The following is a 19,630-nucleotide window of genomic DNA, read 5'->3' on the forward strand; positions in this document are numbered from 1 at the left end:
CCGACGGATCCCGCCGACTTTTATTCTGTAGTATGACTGTCAGGTACAGCGTTTTGCTGCGCTGGCCATTTTACTTATTCTTCTACACCTTTTGCTTTTAAGTAATCAAGAACTTTTCCAACCGTAGTCAGTTCTTCCAGGTCTTCTGCAGGGATTTCAACAGAATACTCATCTTCCAAAGCCATTACCAGCTCAAACAAATCTAAAGAATCAGCTCCCAGATCTTCCTTGAATGAAGTCTCTAATGTAATATTCTCAGTTTCACAATTTAATTGCTCAGCGATAATGTCTTTCATTTTTTCTAACATGGTTTTTTCTCCTTTTAATTCAGAAATTAAGTTTTATTCATCAAATATTTTGATATTCAAAGTATATAAGAGCAGGTGTGTTTTGTCAAGAAATATTTTGTGAATTTATTTTGAACTACAAAATAAAAAGAATGTTTTTTTACATAAAAAAATCCAGGGAAGCTTTCACTTCTCTGGATTTTCTGTTTCGGTATTTACTTCCTTTTCCATAGCAGCAGTTTCTTTTTCGCTGTCAGGAACTGCATCCCTGATAGCTGCGGAAGGCTCTGTCTGCAGATTTAATTTTATTTGCGTCAGATGAGGAATGTTTATCTCTATAGAGCCGGCATCAGACAGAAGTTCATTTTCATCAACCGGAATATTTACGATCTTCATTGTAAGGGTTTTTCCGGCGTATGACGATAAATCCATTTTAATACTGTTCTCTTCTGCTTCACCGTCTAATATATAATCACCATTGTTAAAATTGATTTCCACATCCCCATCCATTAATATAAACCTATGGCCTTTTATTTTTCCTGAATCAATCGGGTTATTCTCCCATGAAAATACATAGGTCATATCCTTGAATTCTGCTTCCGTGCAATTATCACCAGCGGTTGCCCCATTACCCATTTGTACAAGAACTTCAAGGTTTTCCGGACTTTCAAGTTTCGTTTTTGGAACCGTAAATTGAAGAACCCCGGCTTCCGATGCAAGCGCTGTGATAGAATTTGATAGTTTTACAATACTTATGCTCAAAGTCTTTCCGGCGTACTGCGACAGATCTTTTGTAAGTGTGTAGCCTGCCTCTTCTGCCATGACTCCCGAATCGGTAATATCTAAATATTCTTTTCCATTCAGTGATATGAGGTTTCCTTCATCATCTGTCAGCTTGATACGGCAGCCTTTGATCTTAGACAGTTCGTTTTTGTCGTTTTTCCAGCTGAATACATACTTCAGTGCCGGATATTCGTCTCTGCCGCATCCATCTTCCGGCGGGATTACCACACCATTTTCATGTTGGATTTCACCCTTAAGTACCGGTTTTGTTAAGCGGTCTTTCGGCAGCACCATGGAAATTGATTTCCCAATAGAGGTAGAGGAAACATCCTGCACACCTAAGGCATACGCATAAACAAAATAATCATTTCCGATACTGGATGTATCAAATTTCAGTTCTGTTTTAACTGTATCCCAGCCGTCTACAACTGTTGTAATGGCGTTATCCATCTGCAGTTCACCAACCGGTAATATCGCAAATAAGTACCCGGAACAGTTTGTTTCATTAACCCCATCCGGTATCTTCCAGTCCAGGTTCACTTTTATCTTGGCAGAATCTTCCGCATCAATCTGAGGTTCTGAATATGTCAGTGAAGCCACTGCTGACAGTGACTTTTTCACGGTTAACTTGCCGACAGAAACTGCCGAGTCCAGAGTCTGCCCGATAATTCCCACCTTTTTAACCGTCAGTTCGATATTATAATCGGCGTCTAATGCTTTGGGTAAATCAACCTGACAAGTAGTTCCGGTGGAATAATTAAGTGCTGCCTCCTTGGTTACGTCCTTACCTTCTGATGTTACCGTAAACATAAATTCATATTTAGTATTTGCTGAATATGATGGATCCTCCCATTTGAAATCTACAATATATGGATAATAAATAGCACTGGGAACCTCGCCTGTAATGGAGTTCACCTGATTTTCCATCAGCACAAGGGTAATGGAATCTGTGGCTGGCTCGGAATCTTTATAGAATACCTTGTCTTCCACATTGCTTCCGCTTAAAGCTGTAACAGACCAGTTTAGTGTATTATTTATCGTTTCTGGTTTTGGATAATCATCTCCCATCAATTCTTTAATATTTTCTGAGGTTAAATCATAACGCAGGGCCTCCGTTTTAAGCAGTTCTTTTTCAATCGATTTTCCTGTAGCCGGATTGGTTATCACTACTTTGTATCCTTTTACATTCTCTTTACTTTCGTTGGGATTCTGCCAGGTTAAACTATATGCCGGTTCTGCGGTGGTACCGGTATAAGTCTTTTCCAGGCCTTTCGGTGGTGTCAGACTGGTAGTCGTACTTAACAAAAATCTCTTTTCTTCCGTATCGGAAGACAAATAACGATATTTAACCATATTATCCGAATACGTATCCGGGTTTAACGACGTTGAGTTCTGTTGGTCTGAGATACATATCTGTACTAAATACGCATGCCAGAACTTATTTTCATATTTTTCACCCGGCTGGCTATAGTCAATAGTTAAGGTGGCTTCTCCCGTTTCCCAGTTAATATTCATCTCATGCTCATTGGAATGCCATTGAAAATATGCATCATTTTCACTATTTAAGAAATAATCAATGACTTTGATCTTTGCCGTTCCGTTTTTATACATCTCATATAAATTATTTTCTAAGAGATGCCCCTGACTTAATTCCCGCAAACCATTGTAATCATTATAAGGACTATCTTTGTAATAATCGTTTAAATTTTTTATGGAGAGCGTTACCTTACTGCTCTTGGATTCCTGTTGTATATCCAATTGATCCGGAACTTCTACTGTCGGTAATGGCGGCATCATCACAAAGGACTGTACGATGGACGTTTTACTATCGGTGGTAATATCAATTTTATTTTCCCCTTCACCAACACTGTATCCTTTAGCCTGAATGGATAAATACAGTTTCTGTCCCATATATTTAGCTGCAATATTTTTAAGATTTAATGTCAGTCCTTCCAGATTATTACTGTCGTAATGACTGCTCCATATTGCTGCCCCATCACCTGTCTTAATCCCATCGACATATTTATAACTGGTATAGATAGATACTTCATAACCACTGGTTAAGCCGACTAATCCCTTCCATTTCATTTCGTAGGTTGTTCCTTTTACGCCGGTAACTTCCTTGGTATCCGGTATCGGCAGCTCATAAAAATAATTCTGCAGGATGTTATTTACATTTGTAAGTTCATCGTTTTTATCCCAGGTGAAATCATCTGTTTTTCCTATTGTATCAAGAAGCGCATCAAAACTTGCTTCATTCCAATAACCCTTTTCGCCGGCTGCATCCTTTACCGTATAGCTTTGACTGTCACCATTGTCGGTATTATATTTCGCAAACGGTTCATTACCAACCATCCATTGATGAAATTGTAAGGGGGTATTGCCGAGTTTTAAGTATGGCAGGGTGGAAGCTACTCTGTCACTGATAAAATAGCAGTCACGTATACTGGCTCCCGTACATGTTTTATCACGTAAGTCACTGCCGTTTCCTATATATCTGCGAGCACCTATAATTCCGCCAATGTAACCGCATACATCATCTTTAGAAGCCGCCTTTCCGTCAGTCCAGCCGATTTTGCCAAGGCTGTAGCAATTGATTACGATACCTTTATTCAGGGTGGAAGCATCATTTGCATACCCGACAATACCGCCCGCAGAATTTACATTGGACAGTTCACTTGCCGCCACACGTTTAACGGATACATTTCCGGTGTTGTAAACAGATAAAATAGCCGAACCTGCTAATTCTCCCACAATTCCCCCTGCTTCTTTATCCGCGGTCACATGAAATGTGTTATAAGTAGCCCTGAACTGTTTTGATTCATTCTCGGGATCAATTTTAATATCACTCATAACCTTTGTGGCAACGCCGCTGACATAACCCGCGATTCCTCCGACACGCTGGCCCCCTTGTATGAAAGGAACTGCTGACCCTGTCGGGATTCGGGTTGAACATGCTGTTATCGTTCCGCCAGAAAGAGCACCTACGATGCCGCCCACATTGACCGATGAATCGTTGGATATTACACTTGCATAATTTGTGCAGCCGTTTAGTGCAGTTCCTGCCGGTGAAGCCATGGATCCCGCAATTCCTCCCAGGGAGTTAATCTGGATATCCGCCCTGTCAAAGACTAAGTCCTTTTTATTCGAACAATTTTTAAACGTACTGTTTGAATTTGCCGTACTGCCCAATGATCCTACGATACCGCCTACCCCTGTCACAGTCCTGGAACCTACCGACTCATCAACAGATACCACACCATCATTAATTAAATTTGTAAATAATTCTCCCGCATATGGCACAAACCCGACACATCCGCCTATACCGGAGGGAGTTGCATTTGCTTCCTTGTTCCATATGGCGGAAACATTGCCTTTATTTGTGCAGTTACTGTATTCTCCTGTATGAAAAGCACTGGAAGTTCCCTGGTATATACGCCCTAATATTCCGCCAACGTTTTGAATTCCGGAAATGGAACCACTATTTTCATTATTCTGAACTTTCAGGTACGCTCCATCTTCCTGTCTTCCGATGATACCTCCTACATCACCGCCGCCCTTTATGGTACCTGCTGCGTTATTGTTACAGCTTTCTATTAAACCTACTGAAACTGCATTGCTTTTACTTTTTATTACCCCTATGATGCCTCCGACCTGGGCATAATTATTGACATCTACTACTCCGGAATTGTTACAATCTTTAATATATACTTTTGTAGTTGCATAGCCGACAATTCCACCCATACCGCAATTCTGATAATTATAAATATCCAGTTTTTTATTGGAATTCATTTTTATTTTACCGTAATTGTTACAGGAATTAAGAATCAGATACAGGTCATTACCGGAAGCATTGCCCACGATCCCTCCAACAGCTCCGCATAAATCGCCATTCATAACTATATTCATATAATTGCTGCAGGAATCAAAGTTTTTTACCAGAGAATTGAGATCTTCCGCATTCTTTACGTCCTTTCCTGGTTTGGGACCTGCATAATTACCTACAATCCCTCCTGCATTGCGGACATCACAGGTTAGGAAATCCAGGGTTTCACCAGCTGTACCATTTTTACAATTTATAAACGTAGATGTTGAGCCATTACCTGCAATACCACCTACATTTGTAATACCGGCAGGTTGATTATTTTCATCTGCATAACAGATTATTCCCATGTTTTTACAGTTGGAAATCGTAGTGCTGCCAGCATATCCTACGATACCGCCTAATTCGCTGGCATTCTCCTGCAAAGGATTAATCTGAGCTTCTGATGTATTCTCGCAATCCGTAATATTTGCTGAATTATTATGCGACCCGCTTATTCCTCCTATACGTGTTTTTCCACCTATAACCCCTTTATTTTTGCAGCTCTCTATTGCAACACTGCTGTTGCCATAAATACCGCCTGCATTTAAAACACCTGTTACCGAGCTATAATTAACGATATAGCCTTTTTTTGCATTACCATTATTGGGTGTGTCACATAAAATGCTGCTGTCCTTATCTCCAATTCCCACAATTCCGCCTACATTTGTGCAGCCGTTAATGGAAGAAGGGGTATCGGGCGTTGTGTTAATACCATATTCATTACTATCTCCAATCCGGTTTAAATATATCGTTCCCGCATTGCGCCCGGTAATACCGCCTACACCTCCATCCGTCTTCAGGTTGCCCTTGTCGTCGAAATTTCTGTTTCCAAGTCCGCTGACAGTACCTCTGAATTCACAGTTTTTCACAATATGCCCTTTGTTATTATAGCCGATTATTCCGCCGGCATATAAGGTCTGTGCCATCTCACTAATTTGAATGGTTCCGCTGTAGATATAGTTTTCAATGCCTGGCGGATTCTGAGCCGTCACTTTTCTGTCGTCTTTTCCGATTATTCCGCCGATCAACGGGGTATTTCCGGAGGTACTGTTAACCGCAGCCTGATTTACATTGATATTAATGGAAACATTATTGTTTTCACCATTGTTCTTTTTCATTGTAACAGATCCCTGGTTCCAACCCACAATGCCGCCCACTATATTACTGCCTGTAACAGAGTTTGAATTTGTATCATTTAATTTTGATGTACAGTCCTTAATGTCACCTGCTGCTAAACCTTGGGAAGCACTGTTATTGATACCTGCAATTCCGCCAATAGCATTATTTTCTGTACCTGTGACAGCACCTGTTACACTCCCCAGGTTATGACTGGCCTGAATGACGCCGGAGTTGGTTCCTGTGATGCCTCCTGCCTGAGCATAATCACTTCTTATGGTTCCGAAACGATTGTAGCAGCTTTGTATCGAGCCTAAGTTCATGCCTACGATTCCGCCGGACTGACCGTAATTACTGGATACATTTCCATAATTTTGGCAATCGGTTATTTCTTTGCCCGATTCATTCACTCCGGTAATACCGCCTGCATAACCCGAACCAATTACATTATCCGATGAATCTTTTTTCTCTGATGTAATATTGCCATAGTTACTGCAGGATTTTATGCTCTTGGAATTATGGCTGCCTACGATACCGCCGACATAATTTTCCCCTGTAACATTTGCCCGGTTCACTAAATTTTCCAGAGTCGGCTGCACCCCCTGGGATGTTGTCTCGTTGTCAGAGCCGTCTTGTAAAAGGATTCCTTCGTTAACTCCGATCAATCCTCCAACATAGTTTCTGCCCACTACAGCAGGTATAATCCGCTCACTTCCGATTTCCGTACCGGATATACTTCCTTTGTTAAAACCGGTTATACCGCCTACTTTATCCCCGCCCGGCGCAGATACATTGGCATACGTAGTACAATTAACAATGGAAGCTTCATTTGTACCTACAAGACCTCCGGTATTACTGCCGCCAACGATGGAAGCATATTGATTGGCGCTGCATTTTTCAACCCGTGCCGGGTTTGATGGATCTGTGGTATGGTTTAATCCGACGATTCCTCCAACACTGCTCTTGCCTTCAATTTTAAAACTTTTTGCATCTCCTATGACGCAGTTTAGGATGATTCCCTCGTTTACTTCACACAGTCCGCCCAGATATTTGCTTGGTGATTTTACATTTCCTTCGTTGTAACATTGTTGAATTAAACCGGTCGATGTATTTCTGCCGGTAATTCCCCCGATAAAATAGGAAGTCCCTGTGATCTGATCCGATGTTGCCGCATCTTCTTCTATCTGAATGCCATTCGGGATTACAATTGATACATCGCCATAATTATTGCTTGAATTTACCGCTAAATTACTGCCCTTTTCATTACAGCCGATAATTCCGCCAACATAACGGGAACCGGTTACCGACGCAGTATTTCTGCAGCTTACAAAGTTCGTTATGATTTTCTGTGCTTCATTCTGTGTCTGCGAAGTATTCGCATCAAAGACACCATAAGGGTATGATGCAGTCAGACTTGCACATTGGATGGGAACATTATTCAAATTTTCAATACAGGAATGATAACCGATAACTCCTCCCACATAGGCTTCTCCTTTGATCGAAATATTGCCGGTTGTAGTTCCTGTGATCTGAACCTGTAACTGATCATTTTTCTCAACCGGAACAATATTACAGCCAATGATTCCGCCTACATAATTTTTACCGGTAATTTGTGAGTCTGTACCGCCATTGTAGGCTACCTCAACACCATTTATACCGCTTAAATCAGAATTCATTCCCAGATATCCGCCCACATAATTGTTCCGGCCCCGTACAGACCCGGAGATACTGCGGTATCCACTAATGGAGGATACATTCCATCCAACAATCCCGCCAACAAAAGAATTACCATATACATAGTTATTACTGTTTGAATTATTGGACCCATCACCTGTTATGGTTCCGAGATTTAATCCTGCTATCCCTCCTGCACAGTCTGCCGTTGTAAGAAAATCGTAGTTTGAATTAACCAGACCGTTTTCTTTTTCTTCAAAGCTGCTAATACATTTGTTTAATTCACCATAGTTTACTCCGGTAATACCTCCGCTGTATCGTTTAGCTGCATAAACAAATCCCATATTGGTGCAGTTGCTTATCTTATTTACATCGTTGATGTATTTTGCTGCTAATCCTCCCTGCATTAATTCAGAGTAATAATTACGCAAAGCATTTTCTATATTATTTCTCTCAGTATCATTCAGATCTTTCTGCATGAGTCTCTTATAATATTCATCGGTACCGGAAACGAGGTCATCCAGATTTCCAATCCAGTCAGCATCCAATAATTCCTGTATGCTGTTAAAATCTGCCCCATTCATTCCCATAATGCCGCCGACCATAGATGCACCCAGAACATTTGAGGAATTAACATAATTAGAAATCTCTGTATTCTTTGCATCTGTATATCCAAAAATGCCGCCAACCATGTTGCCGCTTCCAATTACAAGACCACTGACATCCTCTTTTCGCCCTGTTAAATTCTCCAGAATGGAAGATATCAGTCCTCCGTTTGTAACACTTCCCATATTGATGCCGATGAGTCCGCCTACAAAATCCTTACCCAGAACGGCGTTATTTACAAAGCAGTCAATGACTTCTGCTTTACCACCAAAATTACCACCTGCAATACCTCCAACGCCCCTTCCTGAATAAGAGGGTAATGTTCCGTTTTCTTTATTTAAATCATTTAAACAAGTCTCTAAAAGCTTATCGCATTCGGAAAAATATGTTTCGTCCAGTACATTTTCGCATTTTTTTAATTTACCTTCATTATAGCCTGCAATTCCGCCAATATATAGAGGTTCTTTGGTTGATGTACCGGAATCATCTTCCGTCGGTTCATTTTTGTTATTTAGACTAATGACACCTTTATTAACGCAAGACGATAATTTACCTGCATTCTCATTATGTCCTGCTATTCCGCCAAAATTTTGTATTACTTCGTCACCATTGGTTACGATTCCCAAATTGTTATAATTTTTAAGGGAAGTTACTTTATCCGAATAGTTTAAACCAATCATACCGCCGACATTATAGGTACCGGACACAACATTCTGTGTTGCTTTCGATTCATTGTTAACGACTGGCAGTGTGGTAATATCCGACACTTCTCCTTTATTTAAACCAATAACACCGCCAATGTTTTTTCCAAAATCTGCAACTTCATTGGTATCACTTTCCTCACCGCTGCTATTTATAATTTCTGCCTGCACCGCTGCCTGTACCTGAACATCTGTAATTTTTCCGGAAACATTATTTGTGCCTGTGACGGCACCTACATTTGTAATTCCGGATACCGATGTATTAAGGAGACGCAGTCCTTTAATCTCACCGCTATTTACCGCAAAAAGTCCTACATTATTTCCGATTTTGGCATCTGCTTTGATATCGATGCAGGCTATTTTGAAATTTCTTTTATTATTGTCTTCATCTAATGTCTCTTCAACATCATATTTTCCTTTAAACTCTGTTACGATATTGGTAAGATCATTTTGATCCGCTTTTACTTCTTTTACAAACACAATTGGTTCAAAAAGTTTCTTACTTAACATCACAGAATGGGAACTGTCATTGTTGTATTCCGGAATCTTCCAGTTAATATCACCTGTCTGCAGAAAATAAGATTCTGCAGTTACATTTCGCATATTGTTTAGATGGCGGGCATATTTAATGGTATAAGGATAATCTGAAGTGGAATTATTTTCTTCTAATCCGGTTTCCATTTTGCCGCTTCCGCCTGCATCCACCATTGCTCCATTATAATCAGCTTCTTTTTCTCCACCCCCAAAGCTGGCACTTTCATAATTGGAAACACCTTTTTCTTCTGAAACGGACATCCCCTCCAATTTCGGAGTTACTTCACAGTAAATATTATCGGTAGACAAAATCCCTTTATATTTTTCTAATATACTGTAATGGATACAATCCAAGCTCAAAGAGTACGTATTGGTACTGCTATCATAAATAAAAATTGGATTAGAAGAGGTACCTGCTTTTTCTTCAGCTGTTTTCCAATCAGTCGGGGTACCAATAACCGCTTTGATTTTTGGTATAGAAATACTAAAATCAGGTCTGTTTTTTGACTTTATTTTGACATCATAATATAGTTTCCCCGCAAGAGAAGAATCGGCGGAAAAAGCAGGGTTTCCTGCCTCTGCCCCTGCTCCTTCAAGTGGTAAATTTTTATCCTGCCATTCTAAGTATAGTCTGTCACTGTTCACTAATTTTACAGCCGGTTGATATACTTCCACCTTGCTGTTGGCATAGTTGGACATACTGATTCCATAGTAGCCCTGACGTTTTTCTTTCAGACTTTTGGTATCGCGTTTTACCACGTTATATTTTTCGCTGCTATTCAGTTCATATGGATAAATAGATGGTTTACGGCAAAAATCATCTATTTTTTCGGAATAAAAAACGCTAAGAACGATACCGGTTGCCTCATCATATTCCAGTAAAAAACAATGATCGGTAATGTTCTCATCCTTTATACTTGGTTCGATGATCTCTGTCCAGAAAGGATTATAAAAATACAGATCATTATCCTTTGATGACATGTCTTCTCTGTTTCCTAAATATCCCTTCTTACTATTAACAAATACGGAGACTATTTTACTGCTGTTATGGTTCTTCTCCCACTCCTCTTTAACACTGGGATCATCATCCGGAAAATAACCATTTAACTGTAATATGTCTTCCATTCTGGCAGTGCTTAGTCCGGTATCATATGTAGATATGCGCTCATTAAATTGTTCTAATGCACCCATATCCTTTTGCTGTGTCAGATAACTCTGAGCAGCGTAAAAAACAGTTTCCGCTGTTTGATTTGCTTTGAGCATATATGCGGATACCATATAGCCGTATACGGCTACTGTTACGATTGTACCTATAATGGCTACAACGGTGATTACGGAAATCATTTCTAATAATGTGAAGCCTTTTGTTTCTTTGAGTTGTTTTTTTTATTTTGGCAAACATTATATTTCACCCTTTCTTGGATTGATATTTACGAAAAATTTAGTGATTATTCATATTAGTAAATGTAGTATTATTAATTCTGCACTTAATAATATGGATAATATTTTAGTAACTAGGCAGGCAATAGCCTGCCTCAGTGAACTTTTATTACACAGTTTTTCTTGTTTTATTATGGTGTTGTTGTTGGCTCTGTTTCTTTTGGATAAGTGGCGCTGTTTCCACCCGCTACATCCCAAGTTACTTTAGTTAATGTATTATTTTTGCCAACTTCAGCTGTTATAGTTACTTTATCTAGTTCTTTGGCATTAAAATACCCATCAATACCTTTTAGTACTGGAGTAGCAGCAACTACACCACCTGTTACCTTGATCACATAAGTATTATTACCTATTGTAGTACCAGCAGTTTCCTGCTCTGTCAAATACGTCTGTATAGAAGTATACGCCGTCTTAGCATTAGCATCTACAGATGTCTTTCTTGCCGTTGATAAAAACTTCACCAAATTAGGTGCGATCAAAGCGATCAGGATTGCAATAATAGCAATAACGATGATCAATTCGATTAGTGTAAAACCTTTCTTCTCTTTCGCTGATTTTCTCAGCTTCTGCATGAATGTCATAATTCATACCTCCTTAAATTTATGTTTTTGTATGTATAAACCCTTTGGGGATTTATCAAATTTATATCACATTGAGGATGCAAAAAAATTACGCGAAAAGCTTTTGCATTAACATGTTTTTGTCGATACCATAGTCAACCGCCATTTCTGGTTTTATGATATGGTTTTGTGCCAGTTCCAGTAAATGTCCATCCATGGACTGCATACCCAGCCTGCCGCCTGTTTGTAATACGGAAGTAATCTGGTGGCATTTATTTTCACGGATCATATTCGCAACGGCATCTGTTATCAATAATATTTCAAGGGCTGCTACCCTGCCATTTCCGTCTGCTGTGGGTATCAGCTGCTGGGATATTACCGCCTTTAAAACCGAAGCTAATTGTGTCCGGATCTGCTGCTGCTGATACGGAGGAAATACATCAATAATTCGGTCTATTGTCTGTGCTGCTCCTGTTGTATGCAGTGTAGAAAAAACAAGGTGGCCGGTTTCGGCTGCCGTTACTGCCGATGCTATGGTCTCCAGATCCCGCATTTCTCCAACCAGGATAATATCCGGATCTTCACGGAGTGCACTCCTTAGAGAAGCTGCAAAGCTGTTGGTATCTACTCCGACTTCTCTTTGGTTTACCATACAGTTTTTATGCTGGTGCACATACTCAACCGGATCTTCGATTGTAATAATATGTTCACTCCGGCATTGGTTGATATAGTCTAAAGAAGATGCCAATGTTGTGGATTTACCGCTTCCGGTAGGTCCGGTGACAAGTACCAGTCCCCGTTTCAGCATGGCAAGATCTTTTAATATTTTAGGTAATTTCAGTTCTTCCATGGTAGGAATATATGCGCTTAGCAATCGTATGGCGATTACCGTTTTTTTCTGCTGATAATAAATATTAACACGGTTTCTGCTTCCGTCTGCCGCTTCATAGCAGAAATCTATTTCTTCCAATGGATCCTGCGGTCTTTGAATCTGGCACTTAATCAGCATATCGTCAGCTGACACCTGAAGCTGCTGGGCATCCAAAACCTCATGCCCCTGCATTTTAATTAATTTCCCGTTCTTCCGCGCCATTGGCGGAAGTCCGAAGGTAAGATGGATATCGGAGCATCCAAGTGCTCTTCCCTGTTGGATTAAATCATCTATCTGGCCCATAAATCCCCCTTTTATTCGATGAAATTAGCTACTTTTATCATTTGTTCCATGGTAGTACGTCCCTGTTCAATCAGATCCATAAGATTTTCTTTCAGATCCGTAAATCCATATTCTTTTGCTTTCCTCTTAATATCCTGAGCAGAAGCATGCTTCATAATTAAGTTTCTAAGGTCCGGAGATACCATAATAACTTCATGTACTGCTGTTCTGCCCCGGTATCCTGTGTGATTGCAGTTTTTACAGCCTGCGGCATGATAAAACTTTTCCGGCATTGGACGGTCGGCACTCCATTGCAGTAACTCCTCTTCGGTCGGGGTATATTCCGTTTTGCAATCCTCACAGATCACTTTAACCAGTCGCTGGGATACTACGCCGATTACAGAAGATGCTACAATGTAGGGCTCCACGCCCATGTCTATTAATCTCATAAATGCGGATGCCGCATCATTTGTATGGACGGTAGTCAGCACAAGGTGCCCTGTAATTGCTGCCTGTGCTGCAATCACAGCCGTCTCCTGATCCCGGACCTCACCTACCATGATAATATCAGGATCCTGACGCATGATAGAACGAAGCCCTGCGGCAAATGTTAATCCTGCCTTTGTATTGATATGAACCTGAGTTACATTTTTTATATATTTTTCTACCGGATCTTCAATTGTCACCACATTGACATCTGGTCGGGACAATTCATGAAGTGCAGAATAGATGGTTGTTGTCTTTCCGCTTCCGGTTGGTCCGGTAACCATTATAATTCCGTTTGGATTCGCAAGCAGACGTTCAAACTTCTGATAATTGCTTTCGCTCATACCCAATTCCCTTGCCTGCACAATATTTATCGCATTATCACCCAAAATACGGACTACAATTTTTTCACCGAAGACGGACGGAAGTGTAGAAATTCGGAAATTAATATTTTTATTTCCTACCGTTTGACTGAAACGTCCATCCTGAGGAACCCTGCGTTCTGCAATATCCAATCCGCCCATAATCTTAAAACGTGTTGTAATCGGAACCAGTACCGTGGTATTTAATACCATTGCTTCCATTAAATCCCCATCAATACGAAAACGGATACGGATGTTATTCTGGCAAGGTTCTATATGAATATCGGATGCTCGCATACTGCATGCCTGAATGACAATGGTATTTGCTAATTTTACCACGGGCGAACTGTCTACCCGGTCCATCATCTGCTGGAAAGATTCGGATACATTCACATCCGATTCTCCCGTATATTCTCTATGTACATCATCGATCGCGCTGATCATCGTCTTATTTACGTAATTGCGCTTAATGGCTTCTTCTACGTCTGCTTTAGAAGCCAGTGCCGGAACAACCTGCTTTCCGGTGAGCGTCTCTAATTCTTCAAACCCATAATAATTCAATGGATTATCGGTCGCCAGAACTAAATTATTCTGATCTACACGAAGCGGGATCACCATAAGGCGTTCAGCAGTTTCCCTGGGAACCAGTGAAATTGCTTCAATGGTTGATTTTAACTGTTCGAAATCCATGATGCGGACATTCATACGCGTAGACAATGCTTTTAACCGGTCTTCCTCTGTGATATATCCCAGTTCAACCAGTACATCTCCAAGCATTTTTTTCATACTGCTGTTTTTTTGGTATTCCAGGGCTTCTTCTAATTGCTGCTCTGTAATATATCCGGTTTCTATAAGAACCTGACCCAGTCGTAAGTTTTTTAACATACTATTCCCCTTTGATTCTATCTGTGTTATAATTCATCTGCAAAACAATACGAAGGAGAGAAAACAATGGAATATTTTTGGCTGACATACATTACTGTTATGGGATTCGTTATTGGGAGCTTTTTAAATGTCTGTATCTACCGAATTCCCCTGCACCTCAATATCGCAAAAGGACGTTCCTTTTGTCCTTCCTGTCATACGACCCTTAAGCCTTATGACATGGTTCCCATCTTCAGTTATCTCATATTGAGAGGCAAATGCCGCAAATGCAAGGCACCTATCTCTGTGCAATATCCGCTGGTAGAAGCATTAACAGGAATTCTCTTCCTTGCAGCATTTTTAGCTCATGGCTTTACCATTTACAGCGGTTTGCTTTGTTTGTTTTTCTGCTGTCTTATTGTTGTTTCAATCACTGATATCCAAACAATGATGATTCCTGATTCCCTGCAGGTTTTTATTTTCATTCTCGCTGTAATCAACATCATCGTAACACCCAATGAATTTATTGAAAAATTAATCGGGCTGGCAGTGATCAGCATTCCCATGCTTCTCATCGCGGCTATAACAGGCGGATTTGGCGGAGGCGATGTTAAACTCTGCGCTGTAAGCGGGCTTTTCCTTGGATGGAAATTAGTGTTGCTGGGTGCCTTTGCCGGTTGTATTCTCGCCTCTTGCTGGTCCATACTTTTAATTATCCGAAAAAAAGCAGATAAAAAAACTTTGATTTCCTTTGGACCCTTCTTATGTTTCGGTTTTCTGTTCGCCGCTCTTTTTGGTTCGCAGCTTATAACCTGGTATCTGACTTTACTTGGTTTCTGATGATTCATTCCCTGACTGTTCTTTAGGCTTATTGATACCATAGAGAGATAAGCCTATTGTTGCATTCTGACTGGCATTTCCCGTTGCATCCCTGTTATTTTCTGAGAGTGAAATGCTATCTATCCTAAGGCAAATACTTTTTGCATTCAAAGCCTTCACATAAGCTAAAATATTATCATAGGTACCTGATATGGAAATAGATACCTGACTTTTCAATAATTTTGCCTGGTTTTCTACCTTTTCTTCTATGACTTGATCATCTGATTTTGTTACCTCAGCAGACTCATCAATTGCTTCCGGTGTCTCTTCCGTCTCAATCACAAAATCGGAGGATGCATCTGTATATTCTCCGATTTGAAGACTTTGTACATATAACGAATTTTCTTTAGCAAGATCATTAACAATTTTATCAATATTATAACTGTTTAATACGGAATAAAAAAACTCATAATTCTCTTTAGAAATATTCTGCTGAACTAATAACTCATCTTCAAGTGTGGCTTTTTCTATTAATGCCTGCATTTGTTCCTGCTCTATTCTTGCTGCTTCTTCCCTTTCCCTTAGAACCTCTTTCTTTTCAAGTGCGGGTTTTAGAAAAAACATCCAAACCACAGCTAATAAAACTACACAGATCAAAATCTGCAGAAGTATTTTTTCGCTCTTTTTCATTCTGATACACCTCCCGATTGCGCCCATAAAGTGCAAACTAACTGGAAAGTATAATTTGCTGATCCATCTTCGCTGCTTCCGCTGCTGAATCCTGTATATTTTACATCCGTATATAACCCGGAATCAGATAAAATTTTAGCAAAAGCAGATGCCCCATCCTGATTTGTGGTATCACAGGAAATGGTAATCTCCCCATTACTGTAACCATAGCTTTTAATTGTTACATCCTCAGGCTTTTTGGCATCCAGTTCATTAAAATCATTTGATTCTAATCTCCGCGTATTCTTAATAACATCTATATACTGATTACATGTTTCATTATATTCAGCCAGCGATATGGTATAGTCCTGTAATGCTTTTGCTTTCTGATATAATTTCTGATTCTCAGGATCGTTAATAAAATCCTGGCTCATCTGAACAGACGCTTCAACCGTCATATTACTCGAAGACTGCAGTGCATAAATTCCAGACAGAATCAAAATGAGCCCCATGCCTGCCGCTAACGGAATCAGATCTTTTTTTGTAGTCTTCTCCGCTTTCTTTTCTTTCATTAATGGAAAAAAATCAATATCCTTTTCTTCTGCAACTTCATACAAACCGCCTGCAGATGCCCCTATAGCATTTAAACAGGTCAGATCCCCCGGCCCCGCAAAGGTTACATGATCGGGAAAATCGCACTTTATTGTAGTGATGCCCGTTGCATTCTCAATACGGCTTAGGAATTGTGAATCCCTTGACAGATCTCCATACATTAATATCTGTCCGACTTTATTCTTCTTCCCTGTTTGAGAATGAAACTGTACCAGTTTAGAAACGTTCTCAACAATTTCTTCCAGTGCAATTGCAATCGGATCTACTTCCCTGTTCAGCGACTGTACGGCAGATACAATAAATGCATTTTCTTCAATCGTATCTTCTGCTTTAATTTGCGTGCTTCGGTATATCATTTTAGTACCTGCCCCTGTAAATAACAGACCTATCTGGTCTCTTTCCGCACAGCAAAGAATCGACATATCGTCCCCATCGGCGACTTTCAGCAGGAATGCCAGTCGCTCCATGCTATTGCTGACTGTCTCAATTCGATAAGGAGTAAGCCCCGCCCTCCGCAAGGTAGTGAGATAATTATTTACCAAAGCTCTCGGCATTAAGTATACATCTACGTTTTGCATTGTTTCACTTTTTGCCTGATCTTTTTGGATATTCTTCTTAATAATATAGTCAAACAAGTAGTCTGATCTGAGCATTCCGGCCTTATTCAGCTCATTTTCAACCATTCCCCGGGTGTGTTTATTATTACCTGACGGAACCTGGAATTCTTTTCGTAAAATGTCTACACCACTTACGGTAACAATACTTTTTTTCGTATGAATACGGTGCTCTTTTACGGCAACCTGTATAGCAGCCGCTACGGCTGCAGTGTTAACAATCACTCCATTCAAATAAGATCCATCCGGCATAGGAATTTCTATAAAACGTCTTACAGTTATGGATTTGGCATTTACATCTTCTTCCACTATATGAATATGTTCTGCCGTAAATTCAATCGATAGTATCATTTTCGTCAGTTCCTTTCTAAATCGTCTGATACATACCATATATCGGTATTAAGACGCTTGCCACTACCGAACCCACGATTATTGCTATAATAATCAGCATCACCGGTTCCATAATCGCCATCATCTTTTGCGTTGCACTTTCTGATTCTTCCTCATAATATTCTGCAAGCTTCAAAAACATCGCATCTAAATTACCGGATTCTTCACCAATATGAACCATGGACCACACCATACTGTCATACAATCCCTGTTCTTCTAAAGCCTGGGACAGGGATGTTCCCTTTTCCACCTGTTCTGTGGCTCTCTGCATTTTGAATTCCAGATACGTATTGGATATTACCGTACTGCAAATATCCATACAGCGTATAATAGAAATACCACTGGAGTATAAAATGCTCATACCATTGGCGAATCTGGATATTAATATTTTCTCTAAAAGCTTACTGATTAAAGGAATTTTCAATTTACTTTTATCATATTCTAAACGAAATCCCGGATCTCTTTTCAAAAAATGTATCAGTAAAATGATGCCAATAATGATGCCTAATGGAATATACCATTGGTTCTTTAAAAATACACTAAGTTTCATATAAAATGAGGTAAGGGGATTGAGATCCTGCCCCTCAAACATTGTAAAAAACTGTGGAAGTACGACCGTAAATAAAAGAATTATTACAGCAACGGTTACCGACATCAATAGTATTGGATAGATCATAGCCGTTTGGATTTTCCCTTTTAAACGATAGTCCCGCTCATAATACTGCGCCATCTTTTCCATCACGATATCTAACGATCCACTGGCCTCTCCAGCCAAAACCATAGAAGAAAGAAGTGTCGGAAATGTTTTCCCTAGCTTCCTCATAGCATCATGCAAAGTCTCTCCTTTTTCTATCGCTTCTATCATGTGCATATAGCATTGTTTTTGTTTAGCTTTACGGCAGCGTTCATACAAAAGCTGAAGTGTAGTCAGCATATTCATTCCGGATGACAGCATAATAGCAAATTCCCGGCAAAATAATGCTACTTCCTTTGGTTTAAAGCGGTATTCCGACTGATTCTGTGCTTCGCGAAGCAGATCTGTTCTTGAAACGGATATACAATACCAATTCTGTTTATCTAAAAAAAGATAGAATTCATCATCCCCATTGGCTTCTATTTTGCCATTATGTATTTTTCCAGCCGCATCTTTTGCAGAGTAATTGTAAAGGATCATACCTGTCCCCCTAACTTTTTTCAGGTCCATAAAGTCTAATATAACGAACTTTTTCAATAACCGTTTTACCAGTATTTCTATTTATTAATGTTACCGTTAACTTACATACATTCTTTTCTGAAGGTGTAGCTGATTCTACAAAATCTTTTGCAATTTTTGCATGTATTTTTAACTTATTATTTATAAAATATTTATCATCATATACTAATCCGGGAATGACTTTGCAATCATCACCCAATACAATTTCCCGATATTCTCCCGTTTTGTACTGATAATAAATGCTGTCCGGACTGCCGGATTTTACTTCCACAGAACCTGAATAAGTGATCTGCTCATCGATTGCTGTAATAACGCTGTTCGCTATCTGGCTGGCATTACTTGCACTGATCACGTTCTGATAGGATTTAAACCATTGGGGGAGTATCGCTGCAACAGTTGTAAAGAAAACGGCAACTAATGTAACCGTTAAAATTACTTCTATTAGAGTAAACCCTTTCTTTCTATCTGATTTTAAACACAAATTAATCTTCATGACCCATCACCACTTTCAGACTCTACAACCCGTTGAAACTTTGCAAGCGTTGAATCTATAGTACCTTCCGAATCACCACTTAATGGCTTTACTAATTTTACCTTTGTATTTACTTTTATCGGTTCCACACCAGTACTGCCATCCTTTGAAAGTATAAAAGTCATATCAATATCACTTTTAATTGTTGTCAGTTCATTTCCAAGTTCTAAATTATTTATCTGATGATTCAGGTTTTTCTGAATTGTATTATTTTTAATCAGAATACGATTCGCATTAGAAAATAAAACAGCAACTAAAACCATTGTCATTGCAAATAACGCCAAACTGGTTATTAACTCAATCATCGTTTCGCCCCGGTTATTTAAACATACATTTCTGAGGCGGGAGAA

Annotated in this window: 10 protein-coding genes and 1 pseudogene; 1 reads left to right on the forward strand and 10 read right to left on the reverse strand. The window is 39.7% G+C overall.

Features of this window, described 5'->3' with window-relative positions:
- Nucleotides 1–74: 74 nt before the first annotated feature.
- The 5 genes and pseudogenes from acpP to RHS_RS00240 all read right to left on the reverse strand — a co-directional run bounded on the left by acpP (nucleotide 75) and on the right by RHS_RS00240 (nucleotide 14,452).
- Nucleotides 75–308 carry an acyl carrier protein gene (gene acpP / locus RHS_RS00220; RefSeq protein WP_027294210.1) on the reverse strand — a complete coding sequence of 78 codons (234 nt, stop codon included), beginning with the start codon at nucleotides 306–308 and terminating at the stop codon, nucleotides 75–77.
- Nucleotides 309–473: 165 nt separating this feature from the next.
- Nucleotides 474–10,925 (reverse strand): annotated as a pseudogene (locus RHS_RS00225) (hypothetical protein); the annotation flags it as partial.
- 212 nt (nucleotides 10,926–11,137) lie between these two features.
- Nucleotides 11,138–11,587 carry a prepilin-type N-terminal cleavage/methylation domain-containing protein gene (locus RHS_RS00230; protein WP_047832041.1) on the reverse strand — a complete coding sequence of 150 codons (450 nt, stop codon included), beginning with the start codon at nucleotides 11,585–11,587 and terminating at the stop codon, nucleotides 11,138–11,140.
- 88 nt (nucleotides 11,588–11,675) lie between these two features.
- Nucleotides 11,676–12,740 carry a type IV pilus twitching motility protein PilT gene (locus tag RHS_RS00235; RefSeq protein WP_027294212.1) on the reverse strand — a complete coding sequence of 355 codons (1,065 nt, stop codon included), beginning with the start codon at nucleotides 12,738–12,740 and terminating at the stop codon, nucleotides 11,676–11,678.
- 11 nt (nucleotides 12,741–12,751) lie between these two features.
- Entirely contained in the window at nucleotides 12,752–14,452 is a 1,701-nt protein-coding gene (locus RHS_RS00240; protein ID WP_047832042.1) for a GspE/PulE family protein, read from the reverse strand.
- A gap of 66 nt (nucleotides 14,453–14,518) precedes the next feature.
- Here RHS_RS00240 and RHS_RS00245 point away from each other — a divergent pair, with 66 nt between their 5' ends.
- Complete coding sequence (locus tag RHS_RS00245) at nucleotides 14,519–15,271, forward strand: A24 family peptidase (protein ID WP_047832043.1); 753 nt, start codon at nucleotides 14,519–14,521, stop codon at nucleotides 15,269–15,271.
- On the opposite strand, the gene RHS_RS00250 is transcribed toward RHS_RS00245, so the two are convergent.
- From RHS_RS00250 to RHS_RS00270, 5 genes are read right to left on the reverse strand one after another with little or no spacing between them, the layout of a single operon-like run.
- Nucleotides 15,257–15,940: a hypothetical protein gene (locus tag RHS_RS00250; RefSeq protein WP_027294215.1), complete on the reverse strand. Its 684-nt coding sequence runs from the start codon at nucleotides 15,938–15,940 to the stop codon at nucleotides 15,257–15,259. The two genes, RHS_RS00245 and RHS_RS00250, sit on opposite strands and share 15 nt — an antisense overlap.
- Entirely contained in the window at nucleotides 15,937–17,496 is a 1,560-nt protein-coding gene (locus tag RHS_RS00255; protein ID WP_047832044.1) for a PilN domain-containing protein, read from the reverse strand. The genes RHS_RS00250 and RHS_RS00255 overlap by 4 nt, the downstream gene beginning before the upstream one ends.
- A gap of 16 nt (nucleotides 17,497–17,512) precedes the next feature.
- A complete protein-coding gene (locus RHS_RS00260) occupies nucleotides 17,513–18,709 on the reverse strand; it encodes a type II secretion system F family protein (protein ID WP_047832045.1) in 1,197 nt (398 codons plus the stop codon).
- A 10-nt stretch (nucleotides 18,710–18,719) separates the two neighbouring features.
- Nucleotides 18,720–19,241 carry a type II secretion system protein gene (locus RHS_RS00265; RefSeq protein WP_047832046.1) on the reverse strand — a complete coding sequence of 174 codons (522 nt, stop codon included), beginning with the start codon at nucleotides 19,239–19,241 and terminating at the stop codon, nucleotides 18,720–18,722.
- Nucleotides 19,238–19,585 carry a hypothetical protein gene (locus tag RHS_RS00270; RefSeq protein WP_138004154.1) on the reverse strand — a complete coding sequence of 116 codons (348 nt, stop codon included), beginning with the start codon at nucleotides 19,583–19,585 and terminating at the stop codon, nucleotides 19,238–19,240. The genes RHS_RS00265 and RHS_RS00270 overlap by 4 nt, the downstream gene beginning before the upstream one ends.
- Between the last annotated feature and the right edge of the window lie 45 nt (nucleotides 19,586–19,630).

Source organism: Robinsoniella sp. RHS (assembly GCF_001029355.1).
Taxonomy (GTDB): domain Bacteria; phylum Bacillota; class Clostridia; order Lachnospirales; family Lachnospiraceae; genus Robinsoniella; species Robinsoniella peoriensis.

Coding starts and splice junctions, on each gene's coding strand:
- RHS_RS00265 (WP_047832046.1), bottom strand. CDS start 19,241: ATGAAGATTAATTTGTGTTTAAAATCAGATAGAAAGAAAGGGTTTACT.
- acpP (WP_027294210.1), bottom strand. CDS start 308: ATGTTAGAAAAAATGAAAGACATTATCGCTGAGCAATTAAATTGTGAA.
- RHS_RS00255 (WP_047832044.1), bottom strand. CDS start 17,496: ATGATACTATCGATTGAATTTACGGCAGAACATATTCATATAGTGGAA.
- RHS_RS00235 (WP_027294212.1), bottom strand. CDS start 12,740: ATGGGCCAGATAGATGATTTAATCCAACAGGGAAGAGCACTTGGATGC.
- RHS_RS00240 (WP_047832042.1), bottom strand. CDS start 14,452: ATGTTAAAAAACTTACGACTGGGTCAGGTTCTTATAGAAACCGGATAT.
- RHS_RS00245 (WP_047832043.1), top strand. CDS start 14,519: ATGGAATATTTTTGGCTGACATACATTACTGTTATGGGATTCGTTATT.
- RHS_RS00250 (WP_027294215.1), bottom strand. CDS start 15,940: ATGAAAAAGAGCGAAAAAATACTTCTGCAGATTTTGATCTGTGTAGTT.
- RHS_RS00230 (WP_047832041.1), bottom strand. CDS start 11,587: ATGACATTCATGCAGAAGCTGAGAAAATCAGCGAAAGAGAAGAAAGGT.
- RHS_RS00270 (WP_138004154.1), bottom strand. CDS start 19,585: ATGATTGAGTTAATAACCAGTTTGGCGTTATTTGCAATGACAATGGTT.
- RHS_RS00260 (WP_047832045.1), bottom strand. CDS start 18,709: ATGATCCTTTACAATTACTCTGCAAAAGATGCGGCTGGAAAAATACAT.